At 43.6% G+C, this 18,689-nt stretch carries 19 protein-coding genes, 2 tRNA genes and 1 pseudogene; 16 read left to right on the top strand and 6 right to left on the bottom strand.

The window, feature by feature from the left end; genetic code table 11:
* The first annotated feature begins 6 nt into the window (after positions 1-6).
* The 4 genes from HMPREF1535_RS22805 (at position 7) to HMPREF1535_RS25575 (ending at position 3,991) form a co-directional block, all read left to right on the top strand.
* Complete coding sequence (locus tag HMPREF1535_RS22805; RefSeq protein ID WP_046147722.1) at positions 7-648, top strand: nucleotidyltransferase domain-containing protein; 642 nt, start codon at positions 7-9, stop codon at positions 646-648.
* Between the two features lie 79 nt (positions 649-727).
* Positions 728-1,408, top strand: coding sequence for a DUF4476 domain-containing protein (locus HMPREF1535_RS22800; protein WP_046147721.1), 681 nt, complete (start codon positions 728-730; stop codon positions 1,406-1,408).
* A complete protein-coding gene (locus HMPREF1535_RS22795; protein ID WP_046147720.1) occupies positions 1,405-3,030 on the top strand; it encodes an RluA family pseudouridine synthase in 1,626 nt (541 codons plus the stop codon). The genes HMPREF1535_RS22800 and HMPREF1535_RS22795 overlap by 4 nt, the downstream gene beginning before the upstream one ends.
* Positions 3,031-3,049: 19 nt before the next feature.
* Positions 3,050-3,991 carry a GNAT family N-acetyltransferase gene (locus tag HMPREF1535_RS25575; RefSeq protein ID WP_087880744.1) on the top strand — a complete coding sequence of 314 codons (942 nt, stop codon included), beginning with the start codon at positions 3,050-3,052 and terminating at the stop codon, positions 3,989-3,991.
* A gap of 50 nt (positions 3,992-4,041) precedes the next feature.
* On the opposite strand, the gene HMPREF1535_RS22785 is transcribed toward HMPREF1535_RS25575, so the two are convergent.
* Positions 4,042-4,115, bottom strand: a tRNA-Pro gene (locus tag HMPREF1535_RS22785).
* A 188-nt stretch (positions 4,116-4,303) separates the two neighbouring features.
* Between HMPREF1535_RS22785 and HMPREF1535_RS22780 the strand changes: the two genes are divergently transcribed.
* A tRNA-Phe gene (locus HMPREF1535_RS22780) sits at positions 4,304-4,376 on the top strand.
* 66 nt (positions 4,377-4,442) lie between these two features.
* Here the strand turns inward: HMPREF1535_RS22780 and HMPREF1535_RS22775 are convergent.
* From HMPREF1535_RS22775 to HMPREF1535_RS22765, 3 genes are all read right to left on the bottom strand, one after another.
* Positions 4,443-5,390 carry a ketopantoate reductase family protein gene (locus HMPREF1535_RS22775; protein WP_046147719.1) on the bottom strand — a complete coding sequence of 316 codons (948 nt, stop codon included), beginning with the start codon at positions 5,388-5,390 and terminating at the stop codon, positions 4,443-4,445.
* Complete coding sequence (locus HMPREF1535_RS22770; RefSeq protein WP_046147718.1) at positions 5,387-6,235, bottom strand: AraC family transcriptional regulator; 849 nt, start codon at positions 6,233-6,235, stop codon at positions 5,387-5,389. Before HMPREF1535_RS22770 ends, HMPREF1535_RS22775 begins: the two co-directional genes overlap by 4 nt.
* An 86-nt stretch (positions 6,236-6,321) precedes the next feature.
* Complete coding sequence (locus HMPREF1535_RS22765) at positions 6,322-8,808, bottom strand: TonB-dependent receptor (RefSeq protein ID WP_046147717.1); 2,487 nt, start codon at positions 8,806-8,808, stop codon at positions 6,322-6,324.
* A gap of 207 nt (positions 8,809-9,015) precedes the next feature.
* Between HMPREF1535_RS22765 and HMPREF1535_RS25570 the strand changes: the two are divergent.
* Positions 9,016-9,174 (top strand): annotated as a pseudogene (locus HMPREF1535_RS25570) (IS110 family RNA-guided transposase); the annotation flags it as partial.
* Between the two features lie 468 nt (positions 9,175-9,642).
* Positions 9,643-9,918: a hypothetical protein gene (locus HMPREF1535_RS25905; RefSeq protein WP_147331055.1), complete on the top strand. Its 276-nt coding sequence runs from the start codon at positions 9,643-9,645 to the stop codon at positions 9,916-9,918.
* A gap of 167 nt (positions 9,919-10,085) precedes the next feature.
* Here HMPREF1535_RS25905 and HMPREF1535_RS22760 read toward each other — a convergent pair whose 3' ends face one another.
* Positions 10,086-11,747: an ATP-dependent helicase gene (locus HMPREF1535_RS22760; RefSeq protein WP_009016686.1), complete on the bottom strand. Its 1,662-nt coding sequence runs from the start codon at positions 11,745-11,747 to the stop codon at positions 10,086-10,088.
* Positions 11,732-13,777 (bottom strand): AAA family ATPase, encoded by a 2,046-nt coding sequence (locus HMPREF1535_RS22755; RefSeq protein WP_039848520.1) that lies wholly within the window; start codon positions 13,775-13,777, stop codon positions 11,732-11,734. The genes HMPREF1535_RS22760 and HMPREF1535_RS22755 overlap by 16 nt, the downstream gene beginning before the upstream one ends.
* An 836-nt stretch (positions 13,778-14,613) precedes the next feature.
* On the opposite strand from HMPREF1535_RS22755, the gene HMPREF1535_RS22745 reads away from it, so the two are divergent.
* The 9 genes from HMPREF1535_RS22745 to HMPREF1535_RS22705 are packed head-to-tail and all read left to right on the top strand — an operon-like array spanning position 14,614 to position 18,560.
* On the top strand, positions 14,614-14,829 hold the full coding sequence (locus HMPREF1535_RS22745; protein ID WP_039848519.1) for a hypothetical protein: 216 nt from the start codon (positions 14,614-14,616) through the stop codon (positions 14,827-14,829).
* An 11-nt stretch (positions 14,830-14,840) separates the two neighbouring features.
* Positions 14,841-15,062 (top strand): hypothetical protein, encoded by a 222-nt coding sequence (locus HMPREF1535_RS22740; RefSeq protein WP_007366491.1) that lies wholly within the window; start codon positions 14,841-14,843, stop codon positions 15,060-15,062.
* A 12-nt stretch (positions 15,063-15,074) separates the two neighbouring features.
* Positions 15,075-15,671 carry a hypothetical protein gene (locus tag HMPREF1535_RS22735; RefSeq protein ID WP_009016683.1) on the top strand — a complete coding sequence of 199 codons (597 nt, stop codon included), beginning with the start codon at positions 15,075-15,077 and terminating at the stop codon, positions 15,669-15,671.
* Between the two features lie 15 nt (positions 15,672-15,686).
* Positions 15,687-16,109 (top strand): PcfK-like family protein, encoded by a 423-nt coding sequence (locus HMPREF1535_RS22730; protein ID WP_009016682.1) that lies wholly within the window; start codon positions 15,687-15,689, stop codon positions 16,107-16,109.
* 2 nt (positions 16,110-16,111) lie between these two features.
* A complete protein-coding gene (locus HMPREF1535_RS22725; protein ID WP_046147715.1) occupies positions 16,112-17,401 on the top strand; it encodes a PcfJ domain-containing protein in 1,290 nt (429 codons plus the stop codon).
* Positions 17,402-17,425: 24 nt separating this feature from the next.
* Positions 17,426-17,683, top strand: a complete 258-nt coding sequence (locus HMPREF1535_RS22720) for a hypothetical protein (protein ID WP_005850441.1) — start codon at positions 17,426-17,428, stop codon at positions 17,681-17,683.
* Positions 17,684-17,703: 20 nt separating this feature from the next.
* Complete coding sequence (locus HMPREF1535_RS22715; RefSeq protein ID WP_009016679.1) at positions 17,704-17,964, top strand: DUF3873 domain-containing protein; 261 nt, start codon at positions 17,704-17,706, stop codon at positions 17,962-17,964.
* Complete coding sequence (locus tag HMPREF1535_RS22710; protein WP_009016678.1) at positions 17,961-18,206, top strand: DUF6956 domain-containing protein; 246 nt, start codon at positions 17,961-17,963, stop codon at positions 18,204-18,206. Before HMPREF1535_RS22715 ends, HMPREF1535_RS22710 begins: the two co-directional genes overlap by 4 nt.
* 45 nt (positions 18,207-18,251) lie before the next feature.
* On the top strand, positions 18,252-18,560 hold the full coding sequence (locus tag HMPREF1535_RS22705) for a hypothetical protein (RefSeq protein ID WP_009016677.1): 309 nt from the start codon (positions 18,252-18,254) through the stop codon (positions 18,558-18,560).
* Positions 18,561-18,689: the final 129 nt, after the last annotated feature.

Below are 18,689 nucleotides of genomic sequence, written 5' to 3'. Positions count from 1 at the left end.
ATCATTATGAGACTGACACGCAAACAGACAATCTGCGATATTCCTATCCTGAAAATCAGGGATTATTTTGACCACATCAGACCCGCTCTGATATCCCCGGAGATGATAAGCGAGCAATTCGACCTCAACAAAGAGAAAACGAAAGAGCTTATCGATGTCTTATTATCCGAAGGATATATCGAAGCTGCCAAGAAGAAAGGGAAGTATCAACTGACCATTAAAGGTCAAGCCCTTTGTGTAGCCCGGTATACAAATCCACTCAACAAGGAAAAGGCCGATAAACTGTTTAAGGAATTCATGGAACGGGTCGAAGAGATCAACAGTAATGAGTTTTACCTGTATAGAGTCTCCAAAATCGTTTTATTCGGCAGTTATATTGATCCTGAAAAAACAGATTATTCAGACATCGACATTGCGTTTGAACTCTCCCGCAAGGCCAAAAGCCATGAGGAATTTATGGAAATGGACGAGCAAAGAATTAAGGAAGCAGAACTCGCCGGAAAATCTTTCCCTTCCTTCTTCGATCAAATCGGATACACGGAACGTGTCGTACTGCTCAAGATGAAGAATAAATGCCGGTATATCAGCCTCCATCGTATGTATGACGGAATATTGAATATTACGAAAACCAAACAAGTTTATCCCTAAAGAGTAGTCATAATCTGATATTCCTTTATATATTTGTTTTCTACAAACAAACAATATACATATATAAAGTTCGAAGATCATGAAAACAAAAACATTCATAGCACTTGCACTGATCATCAGTTCCATATCCTTTTGTAGTTGCGGAAGTTACATGACCGGCAAAAGTGCTATCATGAAGGTTGAAAAAGGGATGGCTAAAAAAGAAGTCGTCAGTCTGCTCGGTGAACCCGACTTTCGCCGGTTCGATGAACAAGTTGAAGAATGGGAATACAAGAAAACAAATCCGCTGACAGCGGAAACAACCATCATTATAGTCAATTTTATCAACGAAAGGGTGAGCAATATGAACTCATTCGACGGTGATAATTATCCAGCAAACCCTCCAGTTGCCATTTATCCTCCCGGTGATATCGATTACGGAAAACATCCCCATCCATCCCGCCCGGATGACCACAGAAGACCATCCAGGGCTATAAACGAAAAAGACTTTCAGCAATTATACAACAAGGTCAAACAGAAACCGTTTAAAGACGACCAGCTGGAACTTCTTGAAATGGGGGTTACCAATAAAAATTTCACCTGTAAACAGTGCATACGCCTCATGTCCATCTACACTTTCGATGATGATAAACTGGAAGTATTGGAAATAGTGGCCCCGCATATCGTCGATTCCGAGAATTACGAAGACATTATTAAGTCGCTGAGCTTTCTTTCCAGTGAAGAAAAAGCGAATAAAATATTGCGCCGATCCCAGAAATGAACAAGTTCCATCAGTTACCTTTTCCGGTTACGCATTTTCATTTGCCGGAAAAGTTTACTTATCCATTCCATTACACACCTCATCCTTTATGCGTAGCGGTAGCAGCCGAGGTACAAAAATATCTGCAAAACAAGGATGAATGGAAAAGTGATCTGGAGCAGGGGAAGATGTTCGGTGTCCTGATCGTACAAACCCAGACAGGAGAGACCGGCTATCTGGCCGCTTTTTCCGGTATTCTGGCGGGAAAAAATCTACATGATTATTTCGTCCCTCCCATTTACGACCTTCAACAACCGAACGGTTTCTTCCGGATCGAAGAAGATCAGATTTCTGCTATCAACGCCCGCATCAAAAAGGCTCAGACGGATAAAAACTATCAGGCTACCAAGACACTACTGGCAGAAACAATCGACCAGGCAGAAAAAGCAATCAATACAGCCAAAGAAGAGCTGAAAGAGGCCCAACAAAAACGAGAAGAAAGGCGCAAGCATACCTCCGACGAAAACGAACTGGCAAACATGATACGTGAAAGCCAGTTTCAAAAGGCTGAATTAAAACGGCTAAAAAAACAATGGGATGAACGTATTTCCGCCATACGATCAGAAGCAGAGACATTAGACCAAGCGATAGAGCGGCTGAAAACAGAACGCAAAACCCGCTCAGCCGCTCTCCAGCAACAACTTTTCGAGCAGTTTCGGATACTAAACGGAAAGGGGGAGACGAAAAACTTATGTGAAATTTTCAAAGAGACTACACAACAGGTTCCTCCTGCCGGAGCCGGAGAATGTGCAGCACCCAAATTATTACAATATGCCTACCTCCATGGCCTGAAACCTGTTGCTATGGCAGAGTTCTGGTGGGGCAATTCGCCTAAAAGAGAAATACGCCATCATGGATATTTCTATCCGGCTTGCAAAGGGAAATGCGAACCGATTTTAAAGCACATGCTGCAAGGATTGAATGTAGAAGAAAATCCGCTATTAAACGACTTGCATCGTGACACGGAACTTGAAATCCTGTTCGAAGATAACTGGCTGGTAGCAATTAACAAACCTGCCGGAATGTTATCTGTTCCAGGCAAAGCAGATATAGACTCTGTCTACCATCGACTAAAAGCACGTTATCCCGAAGCAACAGGACCTATGATAGTACACCGCTTGGATATGGCAACCTCCGGTATATTACTGGTTGCCAAAACAAAAGAAGTACATCAGAACTTACAGGCACAGTTCAAAAGCCGAATGGTAAAAAAGCGTTATGCCGCGTTGCTTGACGGAACAGTCATACCCCAAGAAGGCATCATCGACCTTCCCCTCTGCCTCGACCCTATGGATCGTCCCCGGCAGATTGTGAGTACGGAACATGGCAAACCAGCCATCACCCAATATAAGGTTCTTGCCCACAACGGGAATCGGACACGCATTGCTTTCTATCCGCTTACAGGACGGACGCACCAGTTGCGTGTACATGCTTCCCACCCACTAGGCCTCAATGCTCCTATTATCGGTGACGAATTATATGGCAAAGGAGCCGACCGCCTTTACCTGCATGCGGAGTTCCTTGAATTCCGGCATCCGGTATCAGGCCAAATCATCCGGATAGAGAAAAAGGCTGGATTTTAAATTCTAAAACAGGACAATCATGAAAGAAAAGCAACAACAAACAATGTATGAAGCTGCTTCCATAAGAGATTACGACGAACTAATCCAGCTATGGGAAGCATCTGTACGCAGCACTCATCATTTCCTGACGGAAGATGATATCCAATATTACAAACCTCTGATAAGAAACGAGTATTTCCGTGCAGTAGAACTCTACATTATAAGAGACAGAAAAACAGAGCAAATCACCGCCTTTATGGGATTAAGCGACGAACTGATCGAAATGCTTTTTGTTCATCCTGCACAGCAAGGAAAAGGCTTGGGAAAAACATTGCTTGAATATGCCATACGGGAAAAGAAGATGCAGAAGGTAGATGTAAACGAGCAAAATACCCAAGCCCTGCATTTTTACCAGAACAGAGGATTCGAGGTCATAGCGCGGGATGCTATCGACGGACAAGGAAAAGCTTATCCAATCCTGCATATGCAGTTAAAACCGGTCCGCCTGAGAAAAGCTGAAGCAGGCGATCTTCCGGAACTTCACTCCGTCTTCGAGCAGAGTGTAAGAAATAGTTGTAAAAAAGATTATACGCCCGAACAAATCGAAGCCTGGGTACAACGTGCCTCTCCTGAACGTTGGCAGGAATTATTCACAAGCGGCCTGCAATTTATCGTTGCAGAAGAAACAAAATCTTTCCGGATAACAGGATTCACTTCTTTTAATAGCCAAGGATATTTACACAGTATGTTCATACTACCCCAATTCTGTGGTAAAGGTATTGCCACCCTGTTATTGGATTTTGCAGAAGAATTTGCACGCAACAATCATATACCCAACCTCTTTTCAGAAGTGAGTATTACCGCCCGTCCTTTTTTCGAAAAACGGGGGTTCATCGTAGAACAGGAACAGCTTGTCAAAGTAAATAATGTTGAAATGGATAATTTCCGGATGCGGAAGTCCTTATATATAATGTACGTATAAAGGATATCAAAAAAAGAGGTAAATCATTTCTGATTTACCTCTTTTTGTAGTCGGGATGAGAAGACTCGAACTTCCGACCTCCACGTCCCGAACGTGGCGCGCTAGCCAACTGTGCTACATCCCGTTTTTGATTACGGCTGCAAAGGTACAACTATTTTTGAATCCGCAAACACTTTCGATGTTTTTTTTTCAAAAAAATATTGCATTCACCCCTTCAATTTCTTCAAATGCATTTTTTTCGACATTTTTTTCATGAAACATTTGGAATGTATCATATTTTCCCTACCTTTGCACCCGTAAAACAAAACAAACGGTACCATAGCTCAGTTGGTAGAGCAAAGGACTGAAAATCCTTGTGTCCCCGGTTCGATTCCTGGTGGTACCACAGAAAATCAAGCAGTTACTTTTAAAGTAGCTGCTTTTTTGTTTTCTGAGACAAAATACTTATTACCTATATTATCTCTTTTAATTTGGCTAAATGAGGAGTGGCAATATCGTATTTTATCCCGTAGGCTATTATATCTTCAATCATTTGCCGTACCTCTTCAGGAGAATGACTCACATGACCGTCAAACATAAGTTGTAAAGCCTCGTTGCCATATATCTTCCTGGCAATCGGAACACTTAGAAACAAAGGCAATTGATACAATTTATTTGCTTTCTCTTCCTTGGCATCATATCCACGCTTCAAGCAAATAGAAAAACCCTCACGAATGGCGCAGATAGTAGTTCGAATAGTAGCGGAGTCATTCACAAACCTGGCTGCACCGCCTGCACTCAATATTCCGGCAGTCAATCCGGCAGCAGTAGCGTAATGAGTAATTATCCAAAGTAATATCTGTCGGGACAAGACAGGTTTCAGATGTGCTTCATCTAGCGCCTGAACCATTTTCCGCACACGGGGAGTCATCTCTCCATCCACCTCCCCGATGGGAGTATGGGAATATTTCATTCCCGAAATAACACAATGTATTTCGTTCGCCTCTCTTCCACCTCCTACCATGAATGGAAAGCCGAAGAAATACTGTTCAGGTTTCAGAAAGCGGGCAATCTCATCAAAGCAATCCCAATTATTCTGAAAGAACATCACATGCGCTTTGCCGGCGGACACACCTAAAACCGGCAACACATCCGGTAGTTGTATCTTATTCGTTGCCACAATTATGTATTCAAAATCATTCCGTGCATCCAGTCCGTCAACCACATGAGGACGAAAGACTGTATCAACCGTATTCTTTATACCGCTCCTAAAATCCTGACAAATAATATGAATGCCTTGTTCATCTATCAATTGTTTCTGTTCCTTCCGGACAAGTAACGTAACATCGTGTCCGGCCTCTGCCAATTGCCAGCCATACGTACAACCTATTACTCCGGCACCATAAATCAATATCTTCATAATCTATTACTTTTTGTTTCCCGTTCTCCATTGATAAAAACAGAATTGAATAAAGAAAGATATTCCGAATAAGAATCACAAATAGAAAGATATTCCTTTGGAGTATACCCCATAAAGGTTTTGAAATCTTTTATCAGATGCGATTTATCACAATATCCCCAATCATAAGCCAACTGGTTCAAACGAATTTGCGAACCAGCATGTAAACAATGTAAAGCATTCCGGAAACGTGCTATTTGCAAAAACTCTTTCGGATTTAAACCTGTATATTCAGCAAATACCCGTTTGAATTGCTTATATCCGAGACAAGCAGACTGAGAAAGCTCCGTAATGTCCTGCTGTCCGTTATTAATAGACTGAACAACCGCATTCATTCTGGCAAACCGCTCGGAAGTAAAACCGTATAACTTTTTTAACAGATATTGTTCTATCAGATATACACATTGGTTATTATCCTCCGTTTCCATTATCCATTTCTCCAATTCAATCAAAGAAGCATCTCCCAATAACTCTACATCTACATTCTTATCCCGCAAATTATTCATAGGAATCCCTAATACAACCCGTGCTGCGACCGGCTGGAATACAACCATAACCAGATTGAGATTACCGGAATAAACAACATCAGTGTACGAAACAGATTGTCCACACAAACTGGAACGAGGCTGCATCTCCTGATGCAAAGTTGAATAGATTTTGTCACCCCGATGGAACGCAAGCACAGCACAACCAGATGGCACATAACGCTGCGAACTTCGTTCCGCGTTATCAATCGCCAAAAACCAATACTGTTTCACATATGGCCTTAACAGTCTGGACGGTTGTACTAGCTGAAATTTCTCCATTTTGCTTTATTCTGCCAGCAAAAATAATCCTTCTTTACTGGAAAGCGGTGTAAAAAAAGGACTTTGTTATTGATTCAGACACACTTTCATTCCATATCAAACATATCCGGCTCTTCGCTTCTGCTCTTGCTTTTATCTTTTTTCTTGTTCATGTTGCCGAAGTTGTAAGTCAACGTGAAACCTACACGTCTTCCGCCACGCCAGTTCTCAGAGTCCTGCCAGAAACCGTCGCCGGCTGTAACGGTACGGAATTTACGGGAATCCAACAAGTCACGGGCATTAATGCTCAAGGTCAGTTTATCACTCAGGAAAGATTTACGCAAGCCCAGGTCGACCGAGTAGTTCGGTTCGCGATGTCCCTGTGCCATCAACTGTTTGGAATTATAATTACCGGTCCCCTGCAAAGAGACACCCCAGGGAAGGCTTAAGTTGGCAATCATACGGACGTTCCAGGCAAAACTCTCATCCGTATCTCCGATAACCGGTGTTTCCGCACCTTGCGGCAGATAACTGAAACCATCCAATTTAGAATAATAGAGGTTGACTGTCGTTGTCAAGTCGAGTATCTTGAATAATTTATCCTTCCCTACGATTTCCAGACCGCTGGCCTGAGATTTTGCCACATTCTCACTGGTGGTATACATTACGTTGTCTTCCATATTCAGAAAACGGATACGCTGGATTACATCATCTGTCGAACGATAGTAACCGGATAAAGACAAAGTATGTCCCGATTCCCAACTCTTGATATAATTCAATTCAAATGAGTGAGAATACTCCGGTGTCAACTCCGGATTACCGAAAGAGATATTGGAAGCATCGGAGATATTACGGAAAGAGTTCAATTGTCCTCCCCACGGACGACGCAGACGGCGGGTATAATTCACCTGCAACTCATTGTTTTTCGGTAAAGCATAAGAAATAAACGCACTCGGAAAAAGTTTAAAATAGTCTTTCTCAAACGTCTCGGAAGCTTTACCGTTAAACTCCTGGTCGAAATCAAGCGAACGGGTATCCACCCGCCAGTACTCACCACGCAGACCGGCCTGGTAACTTAATTTATTCCATTTTCCGCCGTATGTCATGTAAAGAGCATGTACATCCTGATTATAAAGGAAGCGGTTATAGAGCGACTCGTCCTGTCGGATATCTTCGGCTGTCGTTCCGGTATAGGTATCAACCGGACTGGCATTTCGCAGAAAAGTACCCTTATAGCCGGCTTCGATGCGGGCCATATCGGATATTTTATTGGTGTAGTCGGCCTGGACTTCCCAGGTCTTATCCTTTATATCATTCTCCTGAGTCTGATAAAGAGGATTAGCGGTTTGGGAAGGGTCTGTATAGACAGTCGATTGCCGGAAAATATTCATTCCGTCCCGTCTCCACTGGTTATTGCTGACCATCAGGTCGATGTTACTGTTTTCCGAGAACTTATGAACATAATTCAGTTCCAGATTATACATTTTCATATCCGAATCACCACTGGTTATACGGTCGCTGGTGTAGATTGTATTCTTCTGACTGTCGATAGAGTTATAATGGATATTCTCACTATTGTCTCCGCCGCCGGTCATACCGGTTACATTGAATGCCAGGTCATCGCTTTTAGTGATATGCCAGGTGGCGCCAAAACGTCCGAACCAGTTATTATGCTGTCGTTTGGAATCGTTGGTCTGGTCGAGAAAACTGTTGTCCGTTGTATTCAGACGACTGGTGATGCCTCCTCCTTTAAACTCACGGTTACGGTAATTCAGATTAGCATAAGCATCCACTTTACTACTGCTGTAATTGATGTTGCCACTCGCCTGATACCCACCGTCCGTATCGGCTCCGACTTTCACGCTTCCGTAATAACCGGGTTTCCGGTCATCCTTCAATATAATATTGATAATACCGGCTGTACCCTCAGGGCTATATCTGGCAGAAGGGTTGGTAATAACTTCTACCTGCTTGATATCTCCGGCCGGCATCATATCCAGAATATCCGCCTGGTTATCAGCCGTTAGACCCGATGCTTTACCATTAATCCAAATCGTTACACTGGAGTTTCCCCGCAACGATACTGAGCCTTCATTATCTACTTCTACAGACGGGATATTGGATAACAGGTCGCTTGCCGAACCACCTTCGGCCGCAATATCCTGCGTCGCATCAAAGACTTTCCTGTCAATCTCGAACCGCATCTGAGGCCGTTTCGCCACCACTTCCACTTCTCCCAATTGATTGGCATCTTCTGCCAGTGTCAACTCTCCCAGACTCAAAATCTGGTTATCGCTGCTGATAGAAATATTTTTAGATACTTCTTCATAGCCGATATAAGAAAAAGTAACTACATATTCCCCTTTCTTCAATCCGCCGATCGTGTAATTTCCGTCACTCCCGGTAACGGAACCCAGCACTATCTTATCCGAACCTTTTGCCTTAACCTGCACTGTAACAAACTCCAACGGTCCACCCAGTTCGCCGTCCATTACAATACCTTTAATCTTTCCATCCGTTTCATTTGCAAACATGTCCGGAGCAAAACACAAAAGCATTCCGGCCAGCACAATACTCATCTTCTTCTTCATCATAGTCCAAATATCTATCTATTCCAATTTTTTGTCGCTTTGTTTGACTGGTTACTAACGGAATAGTTTATTCAGAACAATAAAAAAATAAGCAAACTTACATAAAAATTGAGATTTATAAGCGCGTCTAATAAAAATAAAGACCACTCCCTGCTGTTATTCCACCGACTTTCGTTATTTTAAAGTTGTAATACAAAAAAACTATATCTTATGGACAGAGTTTGTGGTCTTGATGTGCATAAAGATAGTGTCTTTATGTGTATTCTCACAGCAAACGGTGAGAAAATTGAAGATGTGTTTGGAACTTTAACACCGGAACTGGATCGCCTTCGTGACACTTTAGTCTCTCATGGTGTTGGTAAAGTTGCGTGATGAAGTTACGAAAAGAGTGTAATTTATTGGAAATGAGCGTAAGTTAGTTGCTCTTGATAGTAATAGGTTACGAATTAGTTAGTTATCTACTGCATTATTCCTCTGCGCGTTGCGTAACCTTCAAAGAACTCTTCGTATGCAAAAGTAGCTATTTAATCCGAGAGTTTGATATAAACTCCCGAATTTTTTATTCCCACATTTATAAGTTTTTCCGTAAAAGCGGTTTTATCCGTTGGTACACCATTGCCCAAAACAAGTTTTGAACAAACATGTGCCGACTATCGCATAGCCGGAGAAAAGGGCATTGCCATACGCCTAAACGACGATGTTTAGACTGATGATGCAATGTCCCTTTCTTTTGTGGCTATGCCAAGAGGTACTTTTACGGGTTTTCAGATGGTTTTTCTTTTTTGCTGTCCATTTGTACCGGAAGCGGAAAGGTGGTCGAGTGTATAAGCTTGCCCCATGAATGAAACAAACGGCCATACACAGTCGGGCAAATCAGTAAGAATGACAGTTGCCGCCCTGCGAAACAAGCATCGTCGGAGCGGAAACATTCATACTTCCTATATGGCACAGAGCAACATCTGTTTGGTTTCCATAATAGGCGGCTCACCTCGTCCAAGAACAGCGACTCCCCTTTACCTCTTGAAAATATCCTACTATTGTACAGTCCACCCCATAATCGTACCTTTGACGTATCCGAATAAGGTGAACAGTGCTAGTTGTACGAAGAGCTAAACGTAGTGCTCCACTACAAAGGATTTGACGAAAGACCTTCTTTGATCGTGCAGGTGATAGGCAATATATTTCCAGCCCATGCCATTCCTGCCTAACATCAGCATGACTAAATCGGTAGGCATAATCATCCTTAATCGTTTTGAGCCATTACATAGATTAATTTGTCCTTATGAAATATTAATAGGCTTACCTTCAAACTTGATTCGGTTTTCTGCACTTAGAGTAGGTACATTGATAAACAATCGTTTAATCGCACGACTGGCTGCTACATAATATACGCGATGCGCATTGTTGCCATTCAGGTCTGGTGTCAGCAAGAACTCTATGTCATCTTCTTCTTTCAGAACGACAAACACGTTATCATACTCCTCTCCTTTTGACTTATGGATAGTCTTATGCTTGTCGTTTGAATCACCATACTTCACCCCAAGGGCAGCATCGGCATATGTATGGTCCATGTAGAAATCCTTGATTGTCTTCTTTTTTATCTTAGGCATCTTGACATGTAAATCATTCACTAGAAAATTGTAGAAATCCATCATGCTTCCGTCTTTGTAATCCTTATAGCCATTCAGCAAGTGTCTTAGAAGCACGATAGTTAGTGACCTTTCGCGATCTATAATGTCTAACTGATGCCAAGCATTTCGCAAGTCGTTCATTCTTGTGTATTCCACGGCTTTTATCAACGCCTTTATCACCATCTGACGCTCGACATTGCTGTCAAAATCCATCTCTAATATTTTCTCTGCCTTGCGCATCCCATTCTTATTACGCATCGAATTAGCAAGTACGTTTTGAAAGGCAAGAGATTGAATTTCGTCAGTCCCACTTTTTTCTATGCTCTGTTGATAACAATTTAGCATATCGCCCACAAGTAATTCAGGCACCATTCCTTCTGCTCCATTCAGCCAGTCTTGTGAAAAATCAGTTCGGACAATATTCAACAATTCTATAATCTGCTTCGTGCTACGCCTATTTCCTCTTATCTCAAACTCTTGCATCTCTGGCAAAGCAAAATTGTCAAATTGCTGCACTGTAGCACCAAGAAAGTCATATATGGATTGAGCCTTGTCGCCAACAACACCAATAATTACCCCATCATTGCCTAATAGTGTCAAGAAATCAACTACAAAAGGAATTGTATCTTGAAATTCGTCCACAAAAATATACGGATATCTAGCTTTTATTAATTTATATATGTTTGGGTATCTTGAAAGCAGAATATGAGAGAAATACAAAATGTCATCAAAAGACATATAACCTCCACTCCAGAGCCATCTTTTGAACCCCATATACCAGTCATTGCCCACATACCGCTTGCCACTCTTAGTGTAATAAACCTGTGGGTAATTGGGTTTGTAATGTTTGTACTCATGGTTTTCATAACGCCAGTTTGCACTCTCCAATCCTTTCAAATAGATTTTGGCATCTAACCATGACCTACCAATACGGTTTAGTACGATTTTAGCTGTTCCTTCTGATTTAAAATTAGAATCATCTATCACTACAAGTTCATCTAACTTCAATTCGAAATCTTCAGCTACCAAGTGAACGTAGGGTTTTACCACATTGGCATACAAGAAACTGTGGATGGTACATACTTCAACCACGTCATTCCCAATATTCAAACGTGAGGTGATAGTATCAGTACCCACATTGGTATAGGTGATACAAGCTACTTTTTTAACAATATCAAGTTTGTGACTGTTTGACACCACATTCTTGATATGATTTATCAGCCAATGCGTCTTTCCCGCACCGGGACCAGCACAAACCTTAAACGGTTCGTCTATAGGTATGGTTTGTTCTGATGTTATGATAATAGCCATGTTAATGCGTTAACAATATATTGGGGTACATGGAACTCTTTTCTATCTGCTACAGGTTTATCTAGATTAGCCATAAGTACCACGTTTAGTTCCAGCGCATTGCTGCCTTTTGAAACAGAGTTCAAATAGCGTGATGCAAGTAAAGCTTTTCGTTTCTCCTCATCCGTCCACTTCGATGCACCTATGGATGTCTTGATACGTGTATTTGCTTCACTATTTCGCATTTTACTCATCATCTTGTTCATATCCTGTTCTGCCATCATAGCTTTTATCTCCTTCAAATTGGAAACGGAGTTAGTCAGCAACAGTTCACAATCGGGATTCTCACGCATTATGTCATACTCCAGCGTTTTCCCATATGTTACATCTTGCCTATAGAACCGAATATTTGGATGGGCTGCATATTGAGCTACCTCAGTATCTGCATGATGCTTATAGTTGTAGTTAGCTGTATCTATATTGTATTCGTATGGGTAGCAGGCTTCATAATCCTCGTCAGGTTCATTCTTTTTCCTACAGGGATCAATGTCAGTCAAGCAGACAATTTTCTTGTTGATGGTGTATGGATTGTTCGTATCAAACAATTTTAGGAAGTGGTTGAAATAGCGACCACCCATATTCACCACCAACACATGCTCATCTGTAAGATTCTTATTCAAATATCTGGCAAAGACTGGAAGTAACAACTCTTCTGCAACGCCCTCGACAAATATCAATTTGTTGGCAAAGAACATATCCGCTTTAGTAGCATCTATAAATCTCTGAACATATTGCTTGGACACCACATCATCATCATTATCTTCTTTATAAATGACACGTGGATAGCCAACATTGATCTGCCCTAATACGGGTGAAGTTAGACAAATTAAGTCATCCAGTTTTACAGCGGAGGCAATCTGGGTAGAATGTGAGGTCATGAATATCTGACGCACATGTCCATTTGCTTTGTTATCCTGCAAAAACTGTAGAAACTTATATTGCATGGCTGGATGCAGATGTGCTTCACATTCCTCTACTGCAAGAAATGAGATTACCTTAGCATTGCGCTTCATGTAAGTAATGCTACTGTCTGCCTGCATCTTTGCAAGCAAAAGCGACATATAGATTAGATTGTTATAACCTAACCCATTATATGTTGCTGGTACTTCGATACCAACAGTATACTTGATAATCATTCTCAATACCGCAAACATCTCATTTTCCGTCACTTCACCATCAAAGTCCGGCACGGCTCCGTTGAATGTTGCTCCTGTATCCAGTGCGTACTTTAGAAATACGTTTTTGCCATTATGCAATCTATCTTGTAAAGTCTGCATCAATGGACTAGACTGTTGGACAAAATCATTTCTTAGGGCTTTCAACTGTTCCTTAATCTCATCCTCGGTCTTTGTGGCATCATTCTTAACTGAATAATCAATAAAAAAATTTAACACATCCCTTAGGAGTGGATTATAACCGGCGTATAGGTCGTGACTAACATCCCGAATAGCGTCAAGGAATTGGAAGTCCATCTGTCCCAAAGCATCATTAACACTGATACCTGCGGCCTGATTACCTCCAGAGCGACTGCTTCTATATAGTCTGATATAGTCGCGGTCAATTATTTTCCATATTTCTTTGGCAGTTGTTACACCTGCAACATCTGCCTTATAGTTGTCCTCTTGATCATCAGCCAATTTAAACTCGTATCTCAATTTTGCCTCTTCGCTCAATGCAGGATCTGTCATCATACCGGAGAATAGCCCCATTTCGGCAGAATCCAAGGCTTCTCCTTGACTCCTGTGAAATATAAGAGTTATTTTAATCCGTGGAGACTGCTGTTGAAGCGTAACCACATCTGTCTCATAAAATAAGTCACATGTACCCAACCGACGACCGTCACTATAGCCAAGCACTAAACCTATTGCACGGAGCAAGTTACTTTTTCCTGTATTATTATGACCTATTATGACATTCACTCCTTCGTGGAAGGGAACCGAAGCATCCCTAAAATTACGAAAGTTTGAAATTTTAATCTCCTTAATATACATATTATATTCCTTACCAAAATATAGTTTAATTTCCACAAAATTACTAATAAATCAGGAGATTAAGGTAACATCGCTATGATTTTTTCTTAATCTAGTTGGTTTTTCGGGATATTCGTTGGCACACGATTCTTAAACTTGTTTGGGCGATGGTGTGCCGACTATTGCAATGCCTCTTTCTTTTGCGTCTATGCCAAGAGGTGCTTTTACGAGGTTTCAGATGATTTTTCTTTTTTGATGACCTTTTGTGCCGTAAGCGGAAAGTGAATGCAGAGTGTGTCAGCCTGCCTCATGAATGAAACAGGCAGTCACACACAGCGGGCAAATCGGGAAGAATGACTGTTGCCGTCCGGCAGAACAAGTTCCATCGGATCGGAAACATTCATACTTCCTTTGTCGGGACTTGCCCTTTTCACGCTTCCGGTGATGTCTTTTCCCTTTTTCGTGGTTCCTTTTTTACGGATTTTCTCCTGAAGTTTTTTCTACCCAATCTGCCTCCACTTCCGTTTACCTCCATTTTCGCGTCTTTCAGTGAGCCGCATCAGGCAGTCATTTCCGTTCTGGGCGCAAAGGTAATTCCGGGATTGGACGGAAATGCAAGGTCAAGCCTCCTGTTTTCGGTAAAAATCTCCAGCCCTGCGGGTAGTATTTTTCCCGAAAAACCTTGCATTCCCTAATCCCTACCTTTTCAAGCACCCGAAACGAAAACGACCGATGCGACAGAAAGACGCATAAAAAAAATGTCGGATAAACGAGAGGCAGATAAGATAGTTTGAAACTCAACTCCCTCAGCTCTTGAATCCGCATTAAAAAACAAAAAAATCAAAAACAGCGAAGATATGACGGCAACGGCAGATTTCAGACAAATGGCGCAGTACATAGGGCTTGCGATATGCGGCTTGATGGTGCGCACCGCCTTCGGGATGTTCGGCATCCTTTGGGGCATCATCGCAGAGATTGTAAACGGAATGTTCCGAGTGGCGATAGGCGTAATCGTGGCTATCCTTTCCGCAACCGCCTTCTTCGGTTTCATCCTTTGGTTATTCACCCTTTAATCCTTACCGACATGGCAAAGAGAAGCAGCAAAACGGCAGCGCAGCAGTGCAGATACTACGAGGTGGACAACATCTTCGTGTACATGGTGGAAACGTACATCAACGGCAACATATCCGTGTTCCGTGAACTCTACCGAGAACTGAACAAGGACGCACGGAGGGACTTTACAGACTTCCTTTTGAGCGAGGTGGAGCCGACCTATTGGAGAGAGATACTGAAACAGACCATCTAAAACGACAACAATATGCGAACGATAACAAGGACATACGACCTTTTCCGATTAGCCGAACTCTCCGCAGCAGCGAGAGATACCGCATACAATGAATGGCTGCGCACTTTTGAATACGGTTGGGACAGCGACAACCGCAACACGCTGGAAGCATTTGAAAGTGTGTTCAAAGTCAAAGTGAACGATTGGAGTTACGACACGTGCCGTTATTCCTACCGCTTCACCTCACGTTACAGCGGAGAGGAAGAGGAACTCAGCGGCATACGGCTTCTGAAATACATTGTCAATAACTATTGGCATACGCTATTCAAGCCGAGAACCTACTACCTCAAAGGCAATTACAATAAAAGGCGCAAAAGCAGGGTATTCACGGACAACTGTTGCGTACTGACAGGCTATTGCGCAGACGAGGACATCCTGCGACCCATCTACGACTTTCTGAAAGCCCCCGACACCCGAACCACTCTGTACGACCTCATGGACAAGTGCCTTGACAGCTTCTTCAAGTCGTGCCGTGACGATATGGAATTTCAGTGCAGCGAGGAGAGTTTCGAGGAGAGTTGCGCAGCCAACGACTACGAGTTTTTGGGAAACGGAAAAATGTATAACTGATAAAATGACAGCGATATGAAAGGGACAGACCATTTCAAGAGAACGATACAGATGCACTTGGAGCAGCGTGCAGCGGAAGATGCGCTATTTGCGAAGAACTACCGCAACCCTGCCAAGAACATAGACGATTGCGTCACCTACATTCTCAACTACGTGCAGCGGAGCGGTTGCAACGGCTTCACGGACGGGGAGATATTCGGGCAAGCCGTCCACTACTATGACGAGAACGAGATAGAGGTAGGCAAGCCTATCCAATGCCAAGTGGCGGTGAACCACGTTGTGGAACTCACGGCAGAGGAAAAGGCGGAAGCACGGCAGAACGCAGTCCGCAGATACCAAGAGGAGGAACTCCGCAAGTTGCAGAACCGCAGCAAGCCGAGAACCGCCACCAAAGCGACCGCACAAGAAGTACAACAACCCAACCTATTCAATTTCTGATTATGAAACCGAGAACACCCATACAGCAGGAAGTCGCACGATTGAGCGAGCGACTGCCGAAATTGACCGCCATACAGAGGGCATACGCTTTCCGCCATTGCTTCAAGCATTACGCCATCAAGAGGGCGGACGGCACGAACATCTGCACCGAGTGCGGACATTCGTGGAGGAGTGAACACGACCTTGCGGACACCGTTTGCGGATGCACCTGCCCGCATTGCGGCATGGAGTTGGAAGCGTTGCGCACTCGAAAGAGCGTGTTCAGCGAGAACGAGTATTTCTCCATCGTCACTACCTGCAAGCAGTACCAAGTGATACGCTTCTTCTTCGTCAAGTCCCGATACAAGGCAGGGCAGAGAGCCGAGTATTCCATTTATGAAGTGGTGCAAAGGTGGATTTCGCCCAAAGGCACAACCGTCACCGTCGCCCGACTGCGTGGTATGTCCATACTTTACTACGACCTATGGGCGGAATACAGCGACATGGAGGTACGCAAGAACAACAAACTCCGTGCATACGATATAAACCCCGTCTGCACCTATCCCCGACAGCGTTTCATTCCCGAACTGAAACGCAACGGCTTCAACGGCGAATACCACAACATACTGCCTTACGACCTTTTCACGGCTATTCTTTCCGACAGCCGAGCCGAAACGCTGTTGAAGGCAGGGCAATACCCTATGTTGCGCCACTATATCCGCAGTTCCTTTGACATGGAGAGGTATTGGGCATCCATAAAGATATGTATCCGCAACGGCTACACCATTGCTGACGGCTCCATGTGGCGTGACACCATAGACCTCCTGCGGCATTTCGGCAAGGACACGAACAGCCCGAAGTACGTCTGCCCCTCCGACCTCAAAGCCGAACACGACAGACTTATGCACAAGCGCAACAAGAAGATAGAGCGCAAGAAGTTGGAGGAACGCATCCGCCAAGCGAAAAAACACGAGAAGGCATACCGCAAACTCAAAGGCATATTCTTCGGCATCGCCTTCACGGACGGCACTTTGCAGGTGCGTGTGTTGGAGAGCGTGGCGGAGTTTGCAGCGGAAGGGACGGAACTGCACCATTGCGTGTTTTCCAACTCCTATTTCCTTGAAAAGAACTCCCTTATCTTATCCGCCACCATTGACGGCAAGCGCATAGAAACGGTGGAGGTTTCCTTGAAGACATTGGAAGTGGTGCAAAGTCGTGGTTTGCACAATTCCAATACCGAGTACCACGACCGCATTGTAAACCTTGTGAACAGCAATGTGAACCTTATCCGCCAGCGGATGGAAGCGGCATAGTATAAACCTATAATACCCAATAGTATGGAAGTAAGAATTGAAAGCATGGTTTGTCTGTGGGACGATAAAATCCCCACGATGTTCCTTGAATTTGTGAACCTCCTCACTCTTGCAACGAGTGAGGAGCAGTTAAGACGGAGTGTAAAGGACTTTGCCGAGAAGCACGGACTTGACAGGTTTTTCCTTTACGGCTTCGGCTCCCACCATTTCTACCTGCACCAACGCTATACGAGTGACCCCGAAATGGTTATGCGTAACAGAGTTTTGTCAGTACATTTTTAATCATCCTAAAATCAACGATTATGGCAACACGAATGACAATCAACGGAGTAAGCACCTGCACGGAAGCAGGTACGGAGAAATACGAGCGTTTCCAATTAGGTATCGGCAGACGCAAGCGGACACTTGTGCAGTACGACTACCGCCACCCCACAGACGGAGAGTTGTTCTCTTGTGTCAAACCTACGTTGGACGAGTGCCGAGCCGCACGGGACAAGTGGCTCACGGCAAAGGAAGGACGGGTTGTTGAGGGCTATGCCCGAAAAAAGGAGGACAACCGATGAACGCAGCCTATCAAACGCTGATAGTGAAGTTCAGCGAGCCTATCAAAGTATTGGACGGCATCTTTGACGATGCCGAAGCGTGGGGAGTTGATACCCTAAAAAAGTGGATAGATGACTATGAAAGTAGCAGGTTCACCGCCATCAACAGCCATACGGCAGTCATCACAAGCGAGTACAATATGGAGTGTCTGATGGAATGGTTGAAACGAAACACACCCATTGCCGAGATAACAGAATGTTAAACAAGTTGGCGGTGTCCGCACCGCCAACTTAAAACCAAGAAAAGCATGATAGCAAAGACTATTTTACAGCAGATAGGCGGCAGACGCTTTGCCGCCATGACGGGAAGCAAGGACTTCATAGATATGGGCAATGGCTTACGCATGAGCCTTGCGAGGAACAAGACGAGCGCAAACCGTCTTGACATCATCTATGATGCAGGATTAGACCTCTACAATATGCGTTTCTACCGCAAGACATTCAGCAAAAAGACATTCGAGTGCAAGACGAAGGACATCGAAACGCACGAGGGCATATATTGCGATATGCTGGAAGAAATGTTCACGATGGTAACGGGACTCTACACCCGTTTTTGAGTGGCGGCGGCGAAAGCCGCCCTACTTTCTTTCGGTGAGCATGATGGCGGACAAAGAAAGTAGCAAAGAAACCTTTGTTCAATCTGCGATAAATAAAGGCGTGAAAATCTACCTGTATGTGGCTACTTT

The sequence above is a fragment of the Parabacteroides goldsteinii DSM 19448 = WAL 12034 genome, from assembly GCF_000969835.1.
Lineage (GTDB): Bacteria > Bacteroidota > Bacteroidia > Bacteroidales > Tannerellaceae > Parabacteroides > Parabacteroides goldsteinii.
Note: the sequence above shows the minus strand (reverse complement) of the source record. Positions and strands in the feature narration are given on the sequence as shown.